This window comes from Streptomyces sp. CA-288835 (assembly GCF_050936385.1).
Lineage (GTDB): Bacteria > Actinomycetota > Actinomycetes > Streptomycetales > Streptomycetaceae > Streptomyces.
The window spans coordinates 207,353-227,114 of sequence record NZ_JBNJMW010000001.1 but is presented as its reverse complement, the minus strand read 5'-3'; the positions used below and the strand labels follow the sequence as shown (position 1 = coordinate 227,114).

The 19,762-nt window shown below is 69.6% G+C and carries 17 protein-coding genes and 1 riboswitch; of the genes, 10 read left to right on the top strand and 7 right to left on the bottom strand.

Annotated features, from left to right (window positions below; all coding sequences use genetic code 11):
* Positions 1 to 63 precede the first annotated feature (63 nt).
* Both ACQEVY_RS01090 and ACQEVY_RS01085 read left to right on the top strand, forming a co-directional pair.
* A complete protein-coding gene (locus ACQEVY_RS01090) occupies positions 64 to 2,079 on the top strand; it encodes an FAD-dependent oxidoreductase (RefSeq protein ID WP_432943797.1) in 2,016 nt (671 codons plus the stop codon).
* 40 nt (positions 2,080 to 2,119) lie between these two features.
* On the top strand, positions 2,120 to 2,689 hold the full coding sequence (locus tag ACQEVY_RS01085) for a PadR family transcriptional regulator (protein ID WP_432943795.1): 570 nt from the start codon (positions 2,120 to 2,122) through the stop codon (positions 2,687 to 2,689).
* Between the two features lie 21 nt (positions 2,690 to 2,710).
* Here ACQEVY_RS01085 and ACQEVY_RS01080 read toward each other — a convergent pair whose 3' ends face one another.
* The 4 genes from ACQEVY_RS01080 to dhaK all read right to left on the bottom strand — a co-directional run bounded on the left by ACQEVY_RS01080 (position 2,711) and on the right by dhaK (position 5,555).
* Positions 2,711 to 3,283, bottom strand: a complete 573-nt coding sequence (locus ACQEVY_RS01080; RefSeq protein WP_432943793.1) for a hypothetical protein — start codon at positions 3,281 to 3,283, stop codon at positions 2,711 to 2,713.
* Between the two features lie 213 nt (positions 3,284 to 3,496).
* Complete coding sequence (locus tag ACQEVY_RS01075) at positions 3,497 to 3,907, bottom strand: PTS-dependent dihydroxyacetone kinase phosphotransferase subunit DhaM (protein ID WP_432943791.1); 411 nt, start codon at positions 3,905 to 3,907, stop codon at positions 3,497 to 3,499.
* On the bottom strand, positions 3,900 to 4,499 hold the full coding sequence (gene dhaL, locus ACQEVY_RS01070) for a dihydroxyacetone kinase subunit DhaL (protein ID WP_432955003.1): 600 nt from the start codon (positions 4,497 to 4,499) through the stop codon (positions 3,900 to 3,902). The genes ACQEVY_RS01075 and dhaL overlap by 8 nt, the downstream gene beginning before the upstream one ends.
* 63 nt (positions 4,500 to 4,562) lie before the next feature.
* Positions 4,563 to 5,555 carry a dihydroxyacetone kinase subunit DhaK gene (gene dhaK / locus ACQEVY_RS01065; protein WP_432943789.1) on the bottom strand — a complete coding sequence of 331 codons (993 nt, stop codon included), beginning with the start codon at positions 5,553 to 5,555 and terminating at the stop codon, positions 4,563 to 4,565.
* Between the two features lie 172 nt (positions 5,556 to 5,727).
* On the opposite strand from dhaK, the gene ACQEVY_RS01060 reads away from it, so the two are divergent.
* Positions 5,728 to 6,099, top strand: coding sequence for a four-helix bundle copper-binding protein (locus ACQEVY_RS01060; RefSeq protein WP_432943787.1), 372 nt, complete (start codon positions 5,728 to 5,730; stop codon positions 6,097 to 6,099).
* 143 nt (positions 6,100 to 6,242) lie between these two features.
* On the opposite strand, the gene ACQEVY_RS01055 is transcribed toward ACQEVY_RS01060, so the two are convergent.
* Positions 6,243 to 6,812, bottom strand: coding sequence for a histidine phosphatase family protein (locus tag ACQEVY_RS01055; RefSeq protein ID WP_432943785.1), 570 nt, complete (start codon positions 6,810 to 6,812; stop codon positions 6,243 to 6,245).
* Between the two features lie 131 nt (positions 6,813 to 6,943).
* Positions 6,944 to 7,085: riboswitch (cobalamin riboswitch) on the top strand.
* A 37-nt stretch (positions 7,086 to 7,122) separates the two neighbouring features.
* Between ACQEVY_RS01055 and ACQEVY_RS01050 the strand changes: the two genes are divergently transcribed.
* From ACQEVY_RS01050 to ACQEVY_RS01020, 7 genes are all read left to right on the top strand, one after another.
* Entirely contained in the window at positions 7,123 to 7,356 is a 234-nt protein-coding gene (locus ACQEVY_RS01050) for a CbtB domain-containing protein (RefSeq protein WP_432943783.1), read from the top strand.
* 25 nt (positions 7,357 to 7,381) lie between these two features.
* Positions 7,382 to 8,137, top strand: a complete 756-nt coding sequence (locus tag ACQEVY_RS01045; RefSeq protein ID WP_432943781.1) for a CbtA family protein — start codon at positions 7,382 to 7,384, stop codon at positions 8,135 to 8,137.
* 158 nt (positions 8,138 to 8,295) lie between these two features.
* Entirely contained in the window at positions 8,296 to 9,474 is a 1,179-nt protein-coding gene (locus ACQEVY_RS01040) for an acyl-CoA dehydrogenase family protein (RefSeq protein WP_432943779.1), read from the top strand.
* Between the two features lie 620 nt (positions 9,475 to 10,094).
* Positions 10,095 to 12,935: a carbohydrate-binding protein gene (locus tag ACQEVY_RS01035; protein ID WP_432943777.1), complete on the top strand. Its 2,841-nt coding sequence runs from the start codon at positions 10,095 to 10,097 to the stop codon at positions 12,933 to 12,935.
* A gap of 29 nt (positions 12,936 to 12,964) precedes the next feature.
* A complete protein-coding gene (locus ACQEVY_RS01030; RefSeq protein ID WP_432943775.1) occupies positions 12,965 to 14,671 on the top strand; it encodes a ThuA domain-containing protein in 1,707 nt (568 codons plus the stop codon).
* 309 nt (positions 14,672 to 14,980) lie between these two features.
* Entirely contained in the window at positions 14,981 to 15,340 is a 360-nt protein-coding gene (locus ACQEVY_RS01025; RefSeq protein WP_432943773.1) for a hypothetical protein, read from the top strand.
* A gap of 102 nt (positions 15,341 to 15,442) precedes the next feature.
* Complete coding sequence (locus ACQEVY_RS01020; RefSeq protein WP_432943771.1) at positions 15,443 to 17,686, top strand: glycoside hydrolase family 9 protein; 2,244 nt, start codon at positions 15,443 to 15,445, stop codon at positions 17,684 to 17,686.
* Positions 17,687 to 18,074: 388 nt separating this feature from the next.
* Here ACQEVY_RS01020 and ACQEVY_RS01015 read toward each other — a convergent pair whose 3' ends face one another.
* A complete protein-coding gene (locus ACQEVY_RS01015; protein WP_432943769.1) occupies positions 18,075 to 18,206 on the bottom strand; it encodes a ricin-type beta-trefoil lectin domain protein in 132 nt (43 codons plus the stop codon).
* Between the two features lie 12 nt (positions 18,207 to 18,218).
* The gene (locus ACQEVY_RS01010) at positions 18,219 to 19,700 is read right to left on the bottom strand and encodes an arabinofuranosidase catalytic domain-containing protein (RefSeq protein WP_432943767.1); all 1,482 of its coding nucleotides are present in this window, start codon (positions 19,698 to 19,700) and stop codon (positions 18,219 to 18,221) included.
* Positions 19,701 to 19,762: the final 62 nt, after the last annotated feature.

The window sequence follows — 19,762 nt, the reverse complement described above, 5'->3', positions numbered from 1 at the left end:
AGTTGCAAAAAGCTCGGCCCCTCGTCTACAACAGACCCCACGACACCGCGCACGGAGGGGCCCATGAGCCGTTACCCGCACCTGCTGACCCCGCTCGACCTGGGCTTCACCACGCTGCCCAACCGCGTGCTCATGGGCTCCATGCACGTGGGCCTGGAGGAGGCGGAACGCGGCTTCGAGCGCATGGCGGAGTTCTACGCGGCCCGGGCACGCGGGGGAGTGGGACTCATCGTCACGGGCGGCATCGCGCCGAACGAGGCGGGGCGGCCGTACGAGGGCGGCGCCAAGCTCACGACCGAGGCGGAGGCCGAGCAGCACACGGTCATCACCGAGGCCGTGCACCGCGAGGGCGGCAGGATCGCCATGCAGATCCTGCACTTCGGGCGGTACGCCTACCACCAGGACCTCGTTGCGCCCAGCGCCCTCCAGGCCCCGATCAGCCCCCATGTCCCGCACGCGCTCACCGACGACGAGGTCGAGCGGACGATCGACGACTACGCCCGCACCGCCCGCCTGGCCCGGCAGGCGGGCTACGACGGCGTCGAGATCATGGGCTCCGAGGGCTACCTCATCAACGAGTTCATCGCCACCCAGACCAATCAGCGCGAGGACCGCTGGGGCGGCTCGTACGAGAACCGGATGCGCTTCCCCGTGGAGATCGTCCGACGGGTTCGCGAGGCGGTCGGCGAGGACTTCGTCATCATCTACCGGCTGTCGATGCTGGACCTGGTGCCCGGCGGATCGACGCTGGACGAGGTGATCACGCTCGCCCGGGCCGTAGAGGCCGCCGGGGCGACGATCATCAACACCGGTATCGGCTGGCACGAGGCGCGGATCCCCACCATCGCGACTTCGGTGCCGCGGGGCGCGTACGCCTGGGTGACCAAGAAGGTCATGGGTGCCGTCTCGATCCCGCTGGTGACAACCAACCGCATCAACACCCCTGAACTCGCCGAGGAGTTGCTCGCCGGGGGCTACGCCGACATGGTGTCCCTGGCCCGCCCGATGCTCGCCGACCCCGACTTCGTCAACAAGGCGCGGGACGGGCGCCCCGACGCCATCAACACCTGCATCGGCTGCAACCAGGCCTGCCTCGACCACACCTTCAGCGGCAAGATCACCTCCTGCCTGGTCAACCCGCGCGCCTGCCACGAGACCGAGTTGGTCCTCTCGCCGACCCGGCATCGTAAGCGCGTCGCCGTCGTCGGGGCGGGCCCCGCCGGACTCGCCTGCGCCGTCTCCGCCGCCGAACGCGGCCACGACGTCACGCTCTACGATGCCGCGCCCGAGATCGGCGGCCAGCTGAACGTGGCCCGCAAGGTCCCCGGCAAGCAGGAGTTCGACGAGACGCTGCGCTACTTCCGTACGCAGCTCGAACTGCGGGGAGTGGAGCTGCAGTTGGGCACGTACGTCACTGACGGCGACCTCACCGCGTACGACGAGGTCGTAGTCGCGACCGGCGTCACCCCACGCACGCCCGACATCCCTGGCGTCGACCACCCGAGCGTCCTCGGCTACCTCGACGTGCTGCGCGACAGCGCGCCCGTCGGCGCCCGCGTCGCGATCCTCGGCGCGGGCGGCATCGGCTTCGACGTCGCCGAGTACCTGACCGACAGCGGCGACAAGGCGAGCGAGGACCCGGCGACGTACTTCCGGCAGTGGGGCGTCGACATGGACCACCGCACGCCCGGCGGCCTCGCGGCGCCCGAGCGGCCCGCGTCGCCGCGCTCCGTCCACCTCCTGCAGCGGAAGGCCACCAAGGTCGGCGCCGGGCTCGGCAAAACAACCGGCTGGATCCACCGCACGGAGCTCAGGCACCGTGGCGTCACCATGATCGCCGGTGTCCAGTACGACCGGATCGACGACGAAGGCCTGCACGTCACCGTCGCCGGGCAGAGCACCGTCCTGCCGGTCGACACGATCGTGCTCTGCACCGGGCAGGAACCGCGCCGCGACCTGTACGACACGCTGCGCACCGCCGGTCGCAGCGTGCACCTCATCGGCGGCGCGGACGTGGCCGCCGAACTGGACGCCAAGCGCGCGATCAAGCAGGGCACGGAGCTGGCGGCGGCGCTGTAGCCAATGGATCGCCTTTCGGCGCCGTACCTAGGATGAATTCATGTCACTGCCGCACGCCATCCTCACCGCCCTGCTGGAGAAGCCGTCGTCGGGCCTTGAGCTGACCCGGCGTTTCGACAGGTCGATCGGCTACTTCTGGTCGGCGTCGCATCAGCAGATCTATCGCGAGCTGGGCAAACTGGAGGCCGAGGGCTACATCCGGGCGCTGGCGGACGAGCAGCCGGCCCGCGGGCAGAAGAAGAGCTACGAGGTCCTGCCCGCCGGCCGCGCCGAACTCACCCGCTGGACCGCCGCCTCCCAGGACCCCAAGCCCCTGCGCGACCCGCTGCTGCTGCGCCTGCGGGCCGCGGCCGTGGTCGGCACCGCGGGCATCGAGGCGGATCTGCGCCGCCATCTCGACCTGCACCGACGGCAGTTGGCGGAGTACGAGGAGATCCAGCAGCGGGACTTCCCGCCCGGCAGCAAGACGCCCCAGGACCGGCTCCAGCACCTCATCCTGCGCGCCGGGATCGACCTGGAGACCTTCTGGACCGGCTGGCTGACGCATGCGCTGGAGGAGTTCGGGCGACTGCCCGCGCAGGATCCCGCTTCCCGGGAGTCGACGGTGTGATCAGAGGTGGCGGGGCTGTGATCAGAGCCGGTTGGGCTTGGCGCGGCGGCGCAGGACCCAGGCCGTGGCTCCGACGCCCGTCGCCACCAGGATTCCGCCCGCCGTGTAGGTGACGGTGCTGTAGTCCTTCGCGGAGCCGCCGGTACCGCCCATGACCCCGCGTGTCGCCGTGGTCGTAGGTGAGGGCGATCGCGTCGGCGTCGGAGAGGGCGATGGGGTGGCCGTCGCGGAGATCGTGGGGCTCGTGCCCGTGGACACGGTGATGGACTGGGTGCCCGCCGTCGTGCCGTTCTCGCAGACCACGATGACGGTGTACGTGCCCGCGCTGACGCCCGACCACGAGGCGCTCTGACTGCTGGTGCCGGACAGCGCCACCTGGCGCCCCTGGGCGAAGTTCGTCTGTCCGCTGGACAGCAGCGAGGCGTCGCCGCCGCCCGGGCACGACGTGGTGTTCACCTGGACCGTGGACCCACTGGAGGTCACGGTGATCTGTGTGTTCACCGCGGCAGCGGGCCCGGCGGTGAGGGCCAGTGGCAGCGCGGCGGAGGCCGCCACGGTCAGACCGGCGCGGACGAACATCTGAGTAGTACGCATTGGACTGCCCTCCGGCGGCACGGTTGGCGGTACATCCCATGCGCCGCCGAGGGTTGGGAAACGCCCGTGCTGCCCTGGGACGAGCCAACGTGCCCTTCCCCGCCCCCGCACGCGGGGCGGGCCCGGCCAGGTGACGGAGTCCTCCGTACGGCGCACTCGGACGGCGCGCCACGCGGTGTCACCGGACCAGCGGCCCCCTCCGCGTCCGCCGCGTCACACCTTCCGGTACGTGTACGCCTCCGAAGCCGCCGCTTCCACCGCCGCGAGGTCCGCTCCCGACGAGGCCGTGACGACCGCGGCGACCGCGCCCTCGACGAAGGGGGCGTCCACGAGGCGGGTGTGGGCCGGGAGTTCGTCGCCCTCGGCGAGGAGGGTCTTCACGGTGAGGACCGCGCTGCCGAGGTCGGTGAGTACGGCGACACCGGCGCCGCGGTCCACGGAGGCGGCCGCGGCGGAGATCAGCTCGGCGCTGGTGCCGAGGCCGCCGCCCTCGACCCCGCCCGCCGGAGCCACCGGCGCGGTCGTGCCGCCGCCCGCGAGCCCTACCGCCAGCTCGGCGACCGAGGCAGCCACCGCGGCGCTGTGCGACACGAGCACGATCCCCACCAGCTTCTCGTCACTCACCGGCCGCCTCCTCGAGGGCCGCGATCAGCAGGGCGGAGGAGGTGGCGCCGGGATCCTGGTGCCCGATGCTCCGCTCGCCCAGATAACTCGCCCTGCCCTTGCGGGCCTGCAAGGGCGTGGTCGCCAGAGCGCCCTCCTCGGCGGCAGCCCGCGCCGCTGCGAAGGACTCGCCGAGCGCTTTGACCGCGGGCACCAGCGCGTCGATCATGGTCTTGTCGCCGGGCGCCGCCCCGCCCAGCTGCATCACCGCGTCCACGCCGGTGCGCAACGCGTCCGTGAGCTGCTCCTCGCTGACCTCGGCCGCGTCCCCGAGCGCCTTCCCGGTACGGCGCAGCAGAGTGCCGTACAACGGACCCGACGCACCGCCCACCGTCGAGATCAACTGCCGCCCGGAGAGCATGAGGACGGCACCCGGCGTGCCCGGCGCCTCCTTCTCCAGCGTGGCCGTCACGGCCGTGAAGCCGCGCTGCAGATTGCTGCCGTGGTCGGCGTCGCCGATGGGCGAGTCGAGGGCGGTGAGCCGCGCCGCCTCGCGGTCGACGGACGCGGCGGTCGCCGTCATCCAACGGCGGAAGAAGTCGGCGTCGAGCACAGGATCTCCTCGCATGGTGCTTGCGTAGTCATCGTGCTTGTCTGGTAAGGGAGTTGACCGGTCTCACATGCCCCAGCGCAGGCCCGCCGTACGCACCGGAGCATCCCACAGCCGCAGCAGCTCCTCATCGACCTGACACAGCGTCACCGAGGCTCCTGCCATGTCGAGCGAGGTGACGTAGTTGCCGACGAGGGTGCGTGCCACGGCGACACCACGCTCGGTCAGCACGCGCTGCACCTCCGCGTTGAAGCCGTACAACTCCAGAAGCGGCGTCGCCCCCATGCCGTTGACCAGGACCAGCACCGGATTCCTGGGGCTGAGGTCCTCCAGGATCGCGTTCACCGAGAAGTCCGCGATCTCCCGCGACGTCATCATCGCGCGCCGCTCACGGCCCGGCTCGCCGTGGATCCCGACGCCCAACTCCAGCTCGCCGGGCGGCAGATCGAAAGTGGGGCTGCCCTTGGCCGGAGTGGTGCAGGCACTCAGAGCGACACCGAAACTGCGCGAGCTCTCGTTGACCTGACGGGCCACCGCCTCGACCCGCTCCAGCGACTGGCCCTCCTGCGCCGCGGCGCCCGCGATCTTCTCCACGAACAGCGTCGCGCCGGTGCCGCGCCGCCCCGCCGTGTAGAGGCTGTCGGTCACCGCCACATCGTCGTTGACGAGTACCTTCGCCACCTGGATGCCCTCGTCCTCGGCGAGCTCCGCGGCCATGTCGAAGTTGAGGACGTCCCCGGTGTAGTTCTTCACGATGAACAGCACGCCGGCGCCGCTGTCCACGGCGGCGGCCGCCCGCACCATCTGGTCCGGCACCGGGCTGGTGAACACCTCTCCCGGACAGGCTGCCGACAGCATCCCCGGACCCACGAACCCGCCGTGCAGCGGCTCGTGCCCCGAACCACCGCCGGAGACGAGCCCCACCTGCCCGGCGACCGGAGCGTCCCGCCGTACGATCACCCGGTTCTCGACATCCACGGTCAGCTCGGGATGCGCGGCCGCCATGCCCCGCAGCGCGTCCGTGACAACCGTCTCCGCGACGTTGATGAGCATCTTCATTCCGTACCTCCGGGTGAGGTGAGCAGCCGTGGCCGCGTCCTGGATCTCTCAAAGCCTGCGGGTCAAGTATCGATCGCCGAGTGCGGTTGGGCACCGGTGGGAACGGCGGATCTCGTGCCCTCTTGGTGACGCCGCCGGGTTTGACCAAGCGGCGTACGGCAACTCGGTCAGCGTGTCAGCGACAGATCAGCAGGAACTCGTCCGTTTCCTCGAGGACCGGTTCGCCTGTGCGCAGGCGTGTACCGAGTGCGCGCGGGTGTGTGCGCTGCGCGCGAGTCTCGCCGATCTCGACGGTCCCGAAGACCAGCAGCTGCTGCGGCGCAATAGCATCATGTGCGCGGAGGTCTGCGACGCGACCTGCCGTGTGCTGGCCGAGCAGACCTGGCAGGACGAGGCCGGAACACGCGCCCAGGTCGAGTGGTGCCGCGCCGTCTGCCTGGAGACCGCGCACGTCTTCGACCGGAACCCGGACGCCGAAGAGGGCGCACAGGCCTGCCGGGACTGCGCGCGTGCGTGCACGGAGTTCCTCGCCCAGCTGAGGTGACGAGCCGGCTGTGGCGACAGCCGCCCCGAGGTGACGGACCCTTGCCCAGCCTTCGGCTCGCCCATCAGCACCCGAGCGCCCGCGTTGCTGTGATGACATCCACCCCGAGGCGACGGACCGCCGCCCAGCCCTCGGCGCACCCGTCAGTCCCCGAGCGCCCGGCCCACCCGTACGTTCCAGCGCCCGGCCCGCCCGCTGAGCTCCGTCGCCGTCAGTGGTGGTACGTCGATCCGCCAGAACGCCGGCTCCGGAGCACCAAGGGCCCGTACCACCACGGCCCGTACGATCTCCGGCTCGACAACGGCGAGGGTCCGGCCCTCGAACTCCCCAGCCACGTCAAGCCACTTGGCCACCCGGTCGCACAATCCGCGTACGGATTCACCGCCGTGCGGGGCGTACGACGGATCCGCCAGCCAGCGCGCGACCGCCTCAGGCTCCTCGGCGCTCACCTCGGCCAGGCTCGCGCCGCGCCAGCGACCGACGTCGAGTCCCGCCAACTCCGGCTCGTCCGCGGCGTCGAGACCGAGCGCGGCGGCCGTCTCGCGGCAGCGCACCCCTGGGGAGACCAGGGCACGGTCCGTAGCGGGCAGCGAACCCGCGGCCGCCTCCGCGAGCCGCAGCCCGGAGGCGTCGAGGGAGCATCCGTCATCGAAACGCGCCTCCCGCAACGCGGCACTGATCGCTGGTGAGATCAACATCACTCGGCTGGTCATCGGCCCACTCTCGTACTCAAACGCCCGCTCAAAGCCCTTGCCCGCACCGGGAATTGGGGCGTGACCAGGACAACGGCGCACGCTCCGGCACCGCGTGCGCCCTTGGCCGCCTCCCCGCTTCGCGGTACGGTCACGTCGAAATTGACGACGGTTCGACGGAAGCCGGTGAGGATCCGGCACGGTCGCGCCACTGTAAGCCCGTACCGACCGCCACCCACCAGGGGCGGTTTCGGCCGGGTAAGTCAGACCCGTGGCCGTCGTCCTGTGCACCACCAAGATGGGACGCGAGTTCCCCAGGAGGTCCTGCCACATGGCGCAGTCCGTCGCTCAGCCGAGCGCAACCAACCCCGCCGCACCGGTCGCCGTGCCGGCCACGCTGCCGATCGGCGCGATCGCCCCCTGGGCGGTCTTCTTCGGCATCCTGATGCTGGTCCTGCTCTACTTCGTCGGCGCCGAGCAGGGCGCCACCTCGCTGCTCTCCGGTGAAGGAGTGCACGAGTGGGTGCACGACGCCCGCCATCTGCTCGGCTTCCCCTGCCACTGACGGCGACGAGGAAGCGTACGAGCACATGGATTCAGCAACCGTCAGAAACCTCCTGGTGCGTGGCATGCTCGCGGGACTCGCCGCGGGCCTGCTCGCCCTGGTCGTCGCCTATTTCCTCGGCGAACCACGCGTCGACGAGGCCATCGCCTTCGAGGAGGCCCACGCCCACGAGCACGGCGGCGAGGAACTCGTCAGCCGCACCATGCAGTCCACCGCCGGCCTGAGCACCGGCGTCCTCGTCTACGGCGTCGCGTTCGGCGGCATCGCCGCCCTCGCGTACTGCTTCGCACTCGGCAGGATCGGCCGCTTCGGGCCGCGCGCGAGCGCGCTGCTGCTGTCGACCGCGGGCCTGCTCGCGGTCTACGTCGTGCCGTTCCTGAAGTACCCCGCCAACCCGCCCGCCGTCGGCGACCCCGACACCCTCAACGAGCGGACCACGCTGTACTTCCTGATGGTCGTCCTCAGCGTGCTGCTGGCCGTCGGCACGGTGATCCTCGGCAAGCGCCTATCGCCACGCCTGGGCAACTGGAACGCCACTCTCTCCGCGGGAGCCTTCTTCGTCCTCGTCGTGGGCTTGGCGTACGCCTTCCTGCCCTCGTACAACATGGTCCCGGAGGGCTTCCCCGGCACCCTGCTGTGGCAGTACCGGCTCGCCGCCCTCGCCATCCAGGTGACCCTGTGGACCGCGTACGGCCTGGTCTTCGGGTACCTCGCGGAGCGCGTGCTGGCTCCACGTACGGCTGCCGCCCCGCCCGAGGGGGCTACAGCCGTCGCGCACTGAGCCGTTGAACAGGAAAAAGGCTCCCGGCCTCGGCCGGGGGCCTTTTTCCTCTGTGTTCGACCCTCCCGTGTGTTCCCAATTTCTGAAACAGGTTCTACGGTGTGCGCCGTCAGGACCGGGCGGCCGGAACGGCAGGCCAGTGGGAGCCAGGAGGCGCCGTGCATCTCGAATACACGCCGGAGCAGCAGGAGTTGCGCACCGAACTGCGCGCCTACTTCACCGAGTTGGTACCGGAGAACGTGCACGCCCGGTACGCCGACCCGGCCGCGCAGAAGCGGTTCTACCGCGAGACCATCCGCCGGCTCGGCTCCGACGGCTGGCTCGGGGTGGGCTGGCCGAAGGAGTACGGCGGGCGCGGGCTGAGCCCGATGGAACAGTTCATCTTCTTCGACGAGGCCGCCCAGGCGGGCGTACCTCTGCCCCTGATGGCGCTGAACACGGTCGGCCCGACGATCATGCAGTTCGGCACGGATGAGCAGAAGGCGTACTTCCTGCCGAAGATCCTCTCCGGTGAGATCGACTTCGCGATCGGCTACAGCGAGCCGGACGCGGGCACGGACCTGGCCTCCCTGAAGACGCGCGCGATCAGGGAGGGTGACGAGTACATCGTCAACGGCCAGAAGATCTGGACGACCAACGGCGACACGGCCGACTGGGTCTGGCTGGCCGTCCGTACCGACCCGGACGCGCCCCCGCACAAGGGCATCACCATGCTCCTCGTACCGACCTCCGACCCCGGCTACTCCTGCACCCTCATCAACACCCTCGCCTCGCATGACACCACCGCGAGCTACTACGAGAACATCCGCGTCCCCGTCTCCCGCCGCGTCGGCGAGGAGAACAAGGGCTGGCGGCTGATCACCAACCAGCTCAATCACGAGCGCGTTACCCTCGCCGCCCACGGCACCATGGCCATCCGCGCCCTGCACGACGTACAGCGCTGGGCCATGGAGACCAAGCTCGCCGACGGCCGCCGCGTCGTCGACCTGCCCTGGGTGCGCCGCCGCCTCGCCCAGACCCACACGAAGCTCGACGCGATGAAGCTCCTCAACTGGCAGATGGTGAACGCCGTTCAGGAAGGCACCCTCACCCCCCAGGACGCCTCCGCCGTGAAGGTGTACGGCTCCGAGGCGCGCCGGGACGCGTACGCCTGGCTCATGGAGATCGTCGCCGCGGCCGGAGCCCTGAAGGAGGGCTCGGCGGGCGCGGTCCTCCATGGCGAGCTGGAGCGCGGCTACCGCTCGGCCGTGATCTTCACCTTCGGCGGCGGGAACAACGAGATCCAGCGCGAAATCATCTCGTGGATCGGTCTGGGGATGCCGCGGGTGCGTCGCTGAGCGGCTGTGACGAGGCTTTCTAGTTGGCATAAAAGCGGGATAGTTGGCACTGAGCGGAGCGCTTGGCCTGACGCGCGATGGGCTTGGCTTGTTGGCGTCCTGGGCCCGCTGATCTGCCAATTCCTCAGGGTCAGCGCAACTGGGCCGTGCGGGGCTGAGGCGGCGGCCGATACTGAGGTCGCCGGCGTCCCGGATGTTGAACGGCGCCAGGCCGATCCTCTGGGCGCTCTCGCCGCCCATCTGTGTCAGGCGGCGGCGATCACGTACCCGTCTGCGTCCCGCCAATCCGGGGTGGAGACGGCACCGAGTCCTGACGGGGCTCGGGCCCTTCGCGACTTTTTCCACAACACGCCGATAGCCTGGCTGGCCCGGAAGAAAGTATGGACACATTGGGCTGAAGTCTTCTAGCCTTGTCGGCGGACCATCACGGTCGTCGATGTGACCCGACAGCGCGGTAGCCATCGACTTCTCCTGTTTCCGAGCGGTTGCCCCCGCTCGGCGTAGTGGCCTGCTGAAGCACACCCAGCGGGCCGAAGCGGCGACATCCCGCTACGGCATCGGCGCGGCAGCGCGCGCCCCAAGCCTGGCAGACACCTGTTCAGGAAGGGGACTGTGTTGTCATGTTCATGAAAATCAGGGCTGCGGCCGCACGTTGGCCGGCCATCGGTTCGGCTCTGCTCCTGGTCGCGGCCGCTCTCACCGCGGCCGTGTCCAGTGCGACCCCGGCCTCGGCGCACCCGATCAACCCCGCCGACTTCCAGCAGGTCCAACTGGCCCGCGGGGTCCCGGAGGTCGGTGAGCCGATGTCGCTGGCCGTACTCGCCGACCGGTCGGTGCTGCATACCGCTCGCAACGGGACCGTGCGCCGCACGGATGCGGGCGGCACCACCACGGTGATCGGCAACATCCCCGTATACGTGCACGACGAGGACGGCCTCCAGGGCATCGGCATCGACCCGGGTTTCGCCACCAACCGGCACATCTACCTCTACTACGCCCCGCCGCTGTCCACACCAGGAGGCGACGCACCGACTACCGGCGGCAACTGGTCGGCGTGGCAGGGTGTCAACCGGCTTTCCCGGTTCACGCTCAACGCCGACTTCACGCTCAGCCAGTCCAGCAGAGTGGACATCCTCGACGTGCCGGCTGACCGAGGAATCTGCTGCCACGCCGGCGGAGACATCGACTTCGACGCGGCAGGCAACCTGTACCTGTCCACAGGCGACGACACCAACCCGTTCGAGTCCGCCGGATATTCCCCACTCGACGAGCGGGCCAACCGCAACCCGGCGTTCGACGCGCAGCGCACCGCCGCCAACACCAACGACCTGCGCGGCAAGATCTTACGAATCAAGGTGAACGAGAACGGGTCGTACTCGATCCCGGCAGGCAACATGTTCCCGCCCGGCACGGCCAGGACCCGGCCGGAGATCTACGCGATGGGCCTGCGCAACCCGTTCCGGATGAGCGTGGACAAGGCCACCGGCATCGTCTACGTCGGCGACTACGGCCCCGATGCCGGCGCCACCTCGGCGCGCGGACCGCAGGGCCAGGTCGAGTTCAACCGCATCACGGGCCCGGGCTTCTATGGCTGGCCATACTGCAATGGCACGAACACGAGCTCCGAGACGTACGCCGAGTGGGACTTCGCTACGAACACGGCAGGCGCGAAGTACAACTGCGCGGGCGGGCCGACGAACAACTCGTTCCGCAATACCGGCTTGAGCGCGCTGCCCCCCGCCAAGGCTGCCTGGATCCGTTACGGCGGCGACGCCGGCAGCCCGCCGGCGTTCGGCAGCGGCTCGGAGTCGCCGATGGCGGGCCCGGTGTACCGGTACGACCCCAACGTCAGCTCGCCCACGAAGTTCCCGCAGTCGTTCGACGGGCAGTTCTTCGCCACGGAGTTCGGCCGCGGCTGGATCAAGCCGATCCACCTCAACGCCGACGGCTCCCCGGGGACCATCGACAGCTTCCCCTGGACTGGCAAGCAGGTGATCGACTCGGCGTTCGGCCCGGACGGCTCCTACTACGTGCTGGACTACGGCGCCGGGCTGTACCAGGGCGACCAATACTCTGCCCTTTACCGCTTCGACTACGTCGGCGGCGGCAACCGGGCGCCCACGGCGATGGCCGGCGCCAACCGGACCTCCGGCGCGGCGCCGTTGACCGTGACATTCTCCTCGGCCGGCTCCTCCGACCCTGACGGAGGGGCACTGACCTATGCGTGGAGCTTCGGTGACGGCACCACCTCCACCGTCGCCAACCCGACGAAGACGTACAACACAAACGGCGACTACACGGCCACGCTGACCGTGCGCGACCCGCAGGGTGCCACCGGCACCGCCGACGTGCGGATCACCGTCGGCAACACCGCGCCGACCGTGACCATCAACAGCCCCGCCGCGGGGGAGATCTTCGCCTTCGGCGACACCGTGCCGTTCAGTATCACCGTGACGGATCCGGAGGACGGCACGGTCGACTGCACCAAGGTCAAGCTGACGTACATCGTCGGTCACGACAGCCACGGCCACCCGATCACCTCGAAGACCGGTTGCTCCGGCACGATCACCATCCCGGTCGACGGTGAGCACGACGACGCGGCGAACATCTTCGGGGTCTTCGATGCCGAGTACACCGACAACGCCGGGCTCACCACGCACAAGCAGCACATCCTGCAGCCGAAGCACCGGCAGGCCGAGCACTACAAGACATCGTCCGGCATCGCCACCTTGGACAAGTCGACCGCCGAGGGCGGCAAGTCCGTCGGTGACATCGAGAACGGCGACTGGATCGCATTCGAGCCGTACAAGCTGAGCAACGCCACGTCGTTCAGCGCCCGGGTGTCGTCAGCCGGCGCGGGCGGCACGTTGCAGGTTCGGGCCGGCTCGCCGACCGGCACCATCCTCGGCTCCGCCACCGTCCCGGTCACCGGCTCGTGGACGAACTTCACCACCGTCAACGGCTCGATCTCCGGTGCACCGGCCGGCACCACCACGCTCTACCTGACGTTCGCCGGCGGCTCCGGATTCCTCTTCGACGTCGACGCGTTCACCTTCAATCCCGGCGGCGGCCCGACACCCGGCGTGGGGCCGGTCGTGGGGGTCGCGGGTAAGTGTCTGGATGTCCGTAACGGCGGCTCGGTGGATGGTACGGCGGTGCAGATCTCGTCGTGTACGGGCTCTGTGGGGCAGCAGTGGACGGTGGCGCCGGGGTCGACGGTCAAGGCGTTGGGCAAGTGCCTGGATGTCAACGGCAACAGCACGGCGGACGGGGCGAGAGTCCAGTTGTGGTCCTGCAACGGTGGCGCCAACCAGAACTGGCAGGCGCACCCGGACGGTTCGCTGCGGAACCCGCAGGCGGGCAAGTGCCTGGACGTGTCGGGCGCGGGCTCGTCGGACGGCACCCTCGTGCACCTGTGGACCTGCAACGGCGGAGCCAACCAGAAATGGACCCTGCCCTGATTTCTGTCACCAAGAAGAGAGCGACGGACATGCGCAGACAACCCCGAAGCCTGCTTGGTGGGGCGGCCGCGACACTCGCCGCCCTGGCCCTCGTCGGGCAGCCCACCCCCGTCAATGCCGCGGACACGCCCTACGACGTCCTCGTGTTCTCCAAGACGGCCGGTTTCCGGCACGACTCGATCCCGGCAGGGATCCAGGCCGTCCGCGACCTCGGCGCGGCGAACAGTTTCACGGTGACGGCCACGGAGGACGGCAACCACTTCACCACCAGCAACCTGAGCCGTTACGAGGCGGTGGTCTTCCTCAACACCACCGGGGACGTTCTGAACGACGCCCAGCAGTCGGCGTTCCAGTCGTACATCGGCTCGGGCGGCGGCTTCGTCGGCGTCCACTCGGCCGCGGACACGGAGTACAGCTGGCCATTCTACGGCGATCTGGTCGGCGCGTACTTCGCGTCGCACCCCGCTGTCCAGCAGGCCAACGTCAAGGTGGAGGGGCGGGCGCACGCGGCGACCGCCCACCTGCCGCAGACATGGACCCGCACCGATGAGTGGTACAACTTCCGGACCAACCCCCGTACCACCGCGCGCGTGCTCACCACGCTGGACGAGTCCTCGTACTCGGGCGGCTCGATGGGCGCCGACCACCCGCACACCTGGTGCAAGACCTACTCGGGGGGCCGGGCCTTCTACACCGGCGGCGGGCACAGCCAGGCGTCGTACGCGGAGCCGGCGTTCCGGGCGCACCTGCTCGGCGGCATCCGGTACGCGGCCGGCCAGACCAAGGCCGACTGCCGACCTGAGACCGGCTACACGACCCTCTACAACGGCTCGACCACCGGCTGGTCGCAGGCCGGACCAGGCGGCTTCACCAACTCGGACGCCACCCTCGCCTCGAACGGCGGCCTGGGCATGCTCTGGTACAGCGCCCGGCAGTTCACCAACTACTCGCTGAAGCTGGACTGGAAGATGCCCGGCGACGACAACTCCGGCGTGATCGTGGGCTTCCCACCGTCGAGCGACCCGTCGTCGGCACTGAACAACGGCTACGAGGTCCAGATCGACGCCACCGACGCGCCTGACCGCACGACTGGCTCGATCTACGCCATCAAGGCCCCGGACACGGCTGCCCGGGACGCGGCGCTCAACCCACCGGGCGAGTGGAACACCTTCGAGTTGCTGGTGGAGGGCGAGCGGCTCCAGGTCTGGCTCAATGGCGTGAAGATCAATGACTTCACCAACACCGACCCCGCCCGCTCGCTCGCCGGCCACGTCGGCATCCAGAATCACGGCACGGGGGACGACGTATCGTTCCGCAACGTCCGGATCAAGGAGCTGGGCGGCGGCCCGGCACCCGGCGTGGGTCCGGTCGTGGGGGTCGCGGGTAAGTGTCTGGATGTCCGTAACGGCGGCTCGGCGGATGGGACGGCGGTGCAGATCTCGTCGTGTGCGGGTTCGGCGGGGCAGCGGTGGACGGTGGCGCCGGGGTCGACGGTCAAGGCGTTGGGCAAGTGCCTGGATGTGAGCGGTAACAGCACGGTGGACGGGGCGAGAGTCCAGTTGTGGTCCTGTAACGGTGGCGCCAACCAGAACTGGCAGGCGTATCCGGACGGGTCGCTGCGGAACCCGCAGTCGGGCAAGTGCCTGGACGTGTCGGGCGCCAACTCGTCGGACGGCACCCTCGTGCACCTGTGGACCTGCCACGGCGGAGCCAACCAGAAATGGACCCTGCCCTGAGCTGACGCGGCACGCTGGAAGGGCCACCTGCCACTGTGCGGTGGCCCTTCCGAGTTGCCCGGCGGCCGTCACGGTGACGCAGTGCCAGCGTCCCGCTCCAGCTGAGGCTGCCCGGCGGGGGCGGCAGAAAGGATCCTCCAGAGGCGAGCAACTCGGCCGCGGGACGACCGACGACTTCCGCGGAGGGCCAGCCCAGCAGGCGTCGTGCCCCCTCGTTCCACTCGACGAGCGAGCCGTCGCCGGTCACTCGGGGCAAGGAAGTTCGACGAAGGGGACCGTCGACGGGCGCCCTGCCTGGAGCCCACCGACGTGACCGGATGCGACAAGACCTTCACCGACGGCCCTTACCGCAAGAGAGTTGAAGGCACCGGCCCGCAGGAACGGCGGGTCTTCGCCACCGTTGTCCTGCGCACGGCCGACGAGCCGCACGCCGGGCGTCCGAAGGGCGACCGCAAGTCCCTCGCGGCGGACCCGCGTTCCCTGGTCTTCGTGACCGCCGAGATCGTCGACGCCCGGGGAGTGGCGGTCCCCGACGCCGAGTACCTGATCTCCTTCGACGTAACGCGGGCCGACCACCAGGGGCGTACCGTCCCGGCGCGCAAGCGGAGTCACCGCTTCGAGGTCCGGACGAGAAACCGGACACAGAACCAGTCCTGTCCGGGTAGTTGACGGGCTGTCAGGTCTCGAACAACATGGCTAACGTAGGCCTCTGGGAGCGCTCCCACGCCATCGGTCACCGCTGTGCGCCCACCTCCCCCGAGGAGCCCAGACGTGAAACGACGCAGAACCACCCTGCTCGCCATAACGGCCCTCCTCGCGGCGGCGCTCACCGCGCTGCCCACCGGCTCGGCCCAGGCCGAGGAGGTCGAACAGGTCAAGAACGGCACCTTCGACACCACCACCGCCCCATGGTGGACGTCCAGCAACGTCACCGCGGGCCTGACCGACGGCCGTCTCTGCGCCGAGGTCCCGGGCGGTACCACCAACCGCTGGGACGCCGCAGTCGGCCAGAACGACATCACCCTCGTCAAGGGCGAGTCGTACCGGTTCAGCTTCTCCGCCTCCGGCACCCCCCAGGGAAAGATCCTGCGGGCGATCGTCGGCCTGTCGGTGGCGCCGTACGACACCTGGTTCGAGGTGAGCCCGCAGCTGAACGTCGCGGGCGACTCGTACTCATACACCTTCACCTCGCCCGTCGACACCGCCCAGGCTCAGGTCGGCTTCCAACTCGGCGGCGATGCCGACCCGTTCACCTTCTGCATGGACGACGTGTCGCTGCTCGGCGGGGTGCCGCCGGAGGTGTACGAGCCCGACACCGGGCCCCGGGTGCGTGTCAACCAGGTCGCCTATCTGCCCGCCGGGCCGAAGAACGCCACCCTGGTCACCGACGCCACGACGAAGCTCCCCTGGCAGCTGAAGAACGCCTCGGGTGCCGTGGTCGCCCACGGCCGCACCACCCCGCGCGGCCTCGACGCCTCCTCCGGGCAGAACGTCCACTCCATCGACTTCGGCTCCTACCGCAAGCGCGGCGCGGGCCTCACACTGGTCGTCGACGGTGAGACCAGCCGACCCTTCGACATCGACGCGAGCGCCTACGAGCGGCTGCGGCTCGACTCGCTGAAGTACTACTACACCCAGCGCAGCGGCATCGGGATCAGCGACGACCTGCGCCCCGGCTACGGCCGCGCAGCCGGCCATCTGAACGTCGCCCCCAACAAGGGTGACGACGACGTGCCCTGCCAGCCCGGCGTCTGCGACTACACGCTCGATGTCACCGGCGGCTGGTACGACGCCGGCGATCACGGCAAGTACGTCGTCAACGGCGGTATCTCCACGTGGGAGGTGCTCAGCACCTACGAGCGCGCCCTGTACGCCCGCACCGGGCAGGCCGGGAAGCTGGGCGACGGCTCGCTCGACATCCCGGAGAGCGGCAACAGGGTGCCAGACCTACTGGACGAGGTCCGCTGGGAGCTGGAGTTCCTGCTGAAGATGCAGGTGCCGGACGGGAAGCCGCTCGCCGGCATGGCCCACCACAAGATCCACGACGAGCAGTGGACCGGCCTGCCCCTGATGCCCGGCGACGACCCGCAGAAGCGTGAACTGCACCCGCCGAGCACGGCGGCGACCCTGAACCTGGCGGCCACGGCCGCGCAGGCGGCCCGCCTGTACCGCCCCTACGACCGCGCCTTCGCGGCGAAGACCCTCGACGCGGCGCGGACCGCCTGGGCGGCAGCCCGCCAACACCCTGAGCTCCACGCCTCCGAGAGCGACGGCATCGGCGGCGGCGCCTACGCCGACAACAACGCCACCGACGAGTTCTACTGGGCGGCCGCCCAGCTGTACCTCACCACGGGTGAGAAGGAGTTCGCCGACTTCGTCCTCGACTCGCCCGTGCACACCGCCGACATCTTCAAACCCATCGGCTTCGACTGGGCCAGGACGGCCGCCGCGGGCCGCCTGGACCTGGCGACCGTGCCGAACAGACTGCCCGGCCGCGACAAGATCCGCCAGTCCGTGATCAAGGGCGCCGACCGCTACCTGGCCACGCTCAAGGCACACCCGTACGGCATGCCGTACGCCCCCGACAACAACCTCTACGACTGGGGCTCCAACCACCAGATCCTCAACAACGCGGTCGTCATCGCCACGGCGTACGACATCACCGGGGCGTCGAAGTACCGCGAGGGCGCGCTGCAGAGCATGGACTACATCTTCGGCCGTAACGCCCTGAACATCTCCTACGTGACGGGCTACGGCGAGGTCGACGCCCGCAACCAACACAGCCGCTGGTACGCCCACCAGCTCGACCCGGACCTCCCGAACCCGCCCGCCGGCACGCTCGCCGGAGGACCGAACTCGAGCATCCAGGACCCCTACGCACAGAGCAAACTCCAGGGCTGCGTCGGTCAGTTCTGCTACATCGACGACATCCAGTCCTGGTCGACCAACGAACACACGATCAACTGGAACGCGCCGCTGGCACGGATGGCGTCGTTCGTCGCGGACCAGATCTGACTCCGCCGTCCGCTCCCGTGCGGCCGACGCCCTCGCGAAGGGCGTCGGCCGCACTGCTTCGGTACCGCATCGCAACACGCCATCGCTCCGATCCCGCAGCATCGCATTCGGCGACCGCCCGGCGCCCCTCCTCTTCGCCTTCGCCCGGGGCGCCGCCCGCGACGTGGGCTCGGGCCAGCCACGCGAGCGCCCGGCCGGCATCGAAGGCGCCCTGGATGTCGAGCAGCGTCGTACGCGCGGTGCTCAGGGTCTCGATCGCCTCGGCAGGGCGGTGGAGTTCGAGCTGGGCCTGACTCGACCGGCTCGCCTCCGCCCAGGCCGCTGGCCGGGCCCACGACTTCGACACGGCCATAGCGGCCGCCGACACGTACCGCCTTCACTCGTGCGCCTATGCCCGCGTCCAGCGCTGGTTGGCACCGTCGTGGCAGCTCCACACGATGACCGCGGAGCCGTTGGCGGTGCTTGCGCCGTTGATATCCGGGCACAACCCGTTCTGACCGTTGCGGATCGTGCCGTCCATGGATGTAGCGACTCAGCGGTAGCCGGCGGCGACGATGTTGGCTTGTACCGCGTTCTCGGTTGCGTCGGACGGGTATCCGGACACCATCGCGCCCTCGTAGAAGGTGCCGGCGCTGAGGTTCGCGCCGCCGCCGGGCTTGCAGCAGTCACCACCGCTGCCGAGGATGATGGCGCCCTGCTTCTTCATGGGGCTGTAGCCGGGCGGAAGTGCGCCGTCCCAGAGCGTGGTCAGGCTTCCGGTCTGGCCGTTGCCACCCTTGAGCGCGAAACGGCTCGTCCCGTTGTTCTTCAACATCGCCGTCACGAACTTGCTGGTGAAGGCCCGCTGGTTCGTGTTCCAGCTCTGACTGCCACCGGAGTAGAGCCCCCATTCGAGGTCGGCCTGGACCCATGGGCCGTTGCCGACGCACCCGCCGAACCAGCACTGGGTGCTGAAATTGATCGCGTCCATCGCCCCGGCCGCGTCGGCCGCTCGGGTCGTCTCACTGTTGCCGTAGTCGAAGCAGCAGCCACCGTTGACATGGGTGCCGCTGGTCACCATGTACATGCCTTCGGGGGCGCTGCCGGTCGGCACGCCGGTCAGGTGGCCGTCCCGCCAGTAGCTGTTGCCGGGGTTGATGTAGAGCGAGTAGGCCTTGCTGCCGCCGACCGCCAGTGACTCCGACGTCGCGATCGCCGGGCGGCTCTGGTTGGAGCCGGGAACCACACTCGATCCCTGGTACCACAGGTCGTTCCCGCGGCCGGACTGGTCGTAGACGACGGTGATGACACAGGTGGTCCCCGCGCAGAACGAGTCCTGCGTCGTCGCGTCGGCGGCGCCACCCGCGCTCAGGACGCCGATGTTCCGGGTCGTGCTGTCGGACGAGCGCCGGACCTGGTAGAGGTTCCCGTTGTAGGTGCCGTAGAGCGCTCGTACGGTGCTGTGGGCGGCGATGCAGGGGGTGCCGCCTGAGGCGTAGATGTCGCACGTGCCCGCGCCGCCCGGCACCGGCGGGGTCGGCGAGTTCCACTGCTGGTTGGTGCCGCTGTGGCAGGACCAGAGGGTGGTCCTGGTGCCGTTGGCGGTGCCGTCGGCGTTGGCGTCGAGGCATAGTCCGGAGTGGACGCCGGTGATGGTGCCGTTGGGGTTGACGTTCCACTGTTGGTTGTTCTGGCCGTTGCAGTCCCAGATGATGACCGGGGTGCCGTTGGTGGTGCCGCGTCCGCTGGCGTCGAGGCACTTGTTGCCGTGGACGGTCAGTTGTTTGCCGGCGGTGTAGGTCCAGGTCTGTCCGGCTGCGCCGGTGCAGTCCCAGAGTTGGGTCTGGGTGCCGTTGGTGGTGCCGGCGCCGGGGACGGTCAGGCAGCGGCCGGACTGCGCGCCCACGATGGGGGCGCTCTGCCCGGGCTCGATCGGTGCCGCCACCGCGGTGGCGCCGACGGCGACAAGCACCAGGGCTGTGCCCAGCGCGGACAGCCGTCCGTACCGGCGGGGCCGAGGTATCCGAAACACCATGGCGGTTCCTCACCTGTTCGTAGAGAGGGATGCCCGGCGCGCAACCGCGCCGGGCATCCCGT

Excerpts from the sequence above, each read along its gene's own strand:
- ACQEVY_RS01030 (WP_432943775.1), top strand. The coding sequence starts at position 12,965 with ATGCGCAGACAACCCCGAAGCCTGCTTGGTGGGGCGGCCGCGACACTC.
- ACQEVY_RS01080 (WP_432943793.1), bottom strand. The coding sequence starts at position 3,283 with ATGCGTACTACTCAGATGTTCGTCCGCGCCGGTCTGACCGTGGCGGCC.
- ACQEVY_RS01010 (WP_432943767.1), bottom strand. The coding sequence starts at position 19,700 with ATGGTGTTTCGGATACCTCGGCCCCGCCGGTACGGACGGCTGTCCGCG.
- ACQEVY_RS01085 (WP_432943795.1), top strand. The coding sequence starts at position 2,120 with ATGTCACTGCCGCACGCCATCCTCACCGCCCTGCTGGAGAAGCCGTCG.
- ACQEVY_RS01050 (WP_432943783.1), top strand. The coding sequence starts at position 7,123 with ATGGCGCAGTCCGTCGCTCAGCCGAGCGCAACCAACCCCGCCGCACCG.
- ACQEVY_RS01035 (WP_432943777.1), top strand. The coding sequence starts at position 10,095 with ATGTTCATGAAAATCAGGGCTGCGGCCGCACGTTGGCCGGCCATCGGT.
- ACQEVY_RS01045 (WP_432943781.1), top strand. The coding sequence starts at position 7,382 with ATGGATTCAGCAACCGTCAGAAACCTCCTGGTGCGTGGCATGCTCGCG.
- dhaK (WP_432943789.1), bottom strand. The coding sequence starts at position 5,555 with ATGAAGATGCTCATCAACGTCGCGGAGACGGTTGTCACGGACGCGCTG.
- ACQEVY_RS01015 (WP_432943769.1), bottom strand. The coding sequence starts at position 18,206 with ATGGACGGCACGATCCGCAACGGTCAGAACGGGTTGTGCCCGGATATC.
- ACQEVY_RS01090 (WP_432943797.1), top strand. The coding sequence starts at position 64 with ATGAGCCGTTACCCGCACCTGCTGACCCCGCTCGACCTGGGCTTCACC.
- ACQEVY_RS01055 (WP_432943785.1), bottom strand. The coding sequence starts at position 6,812 with ATGACCAGCCGAGTGATGTTGATCTCACCAGCGATCAGTGCCGCGTTG.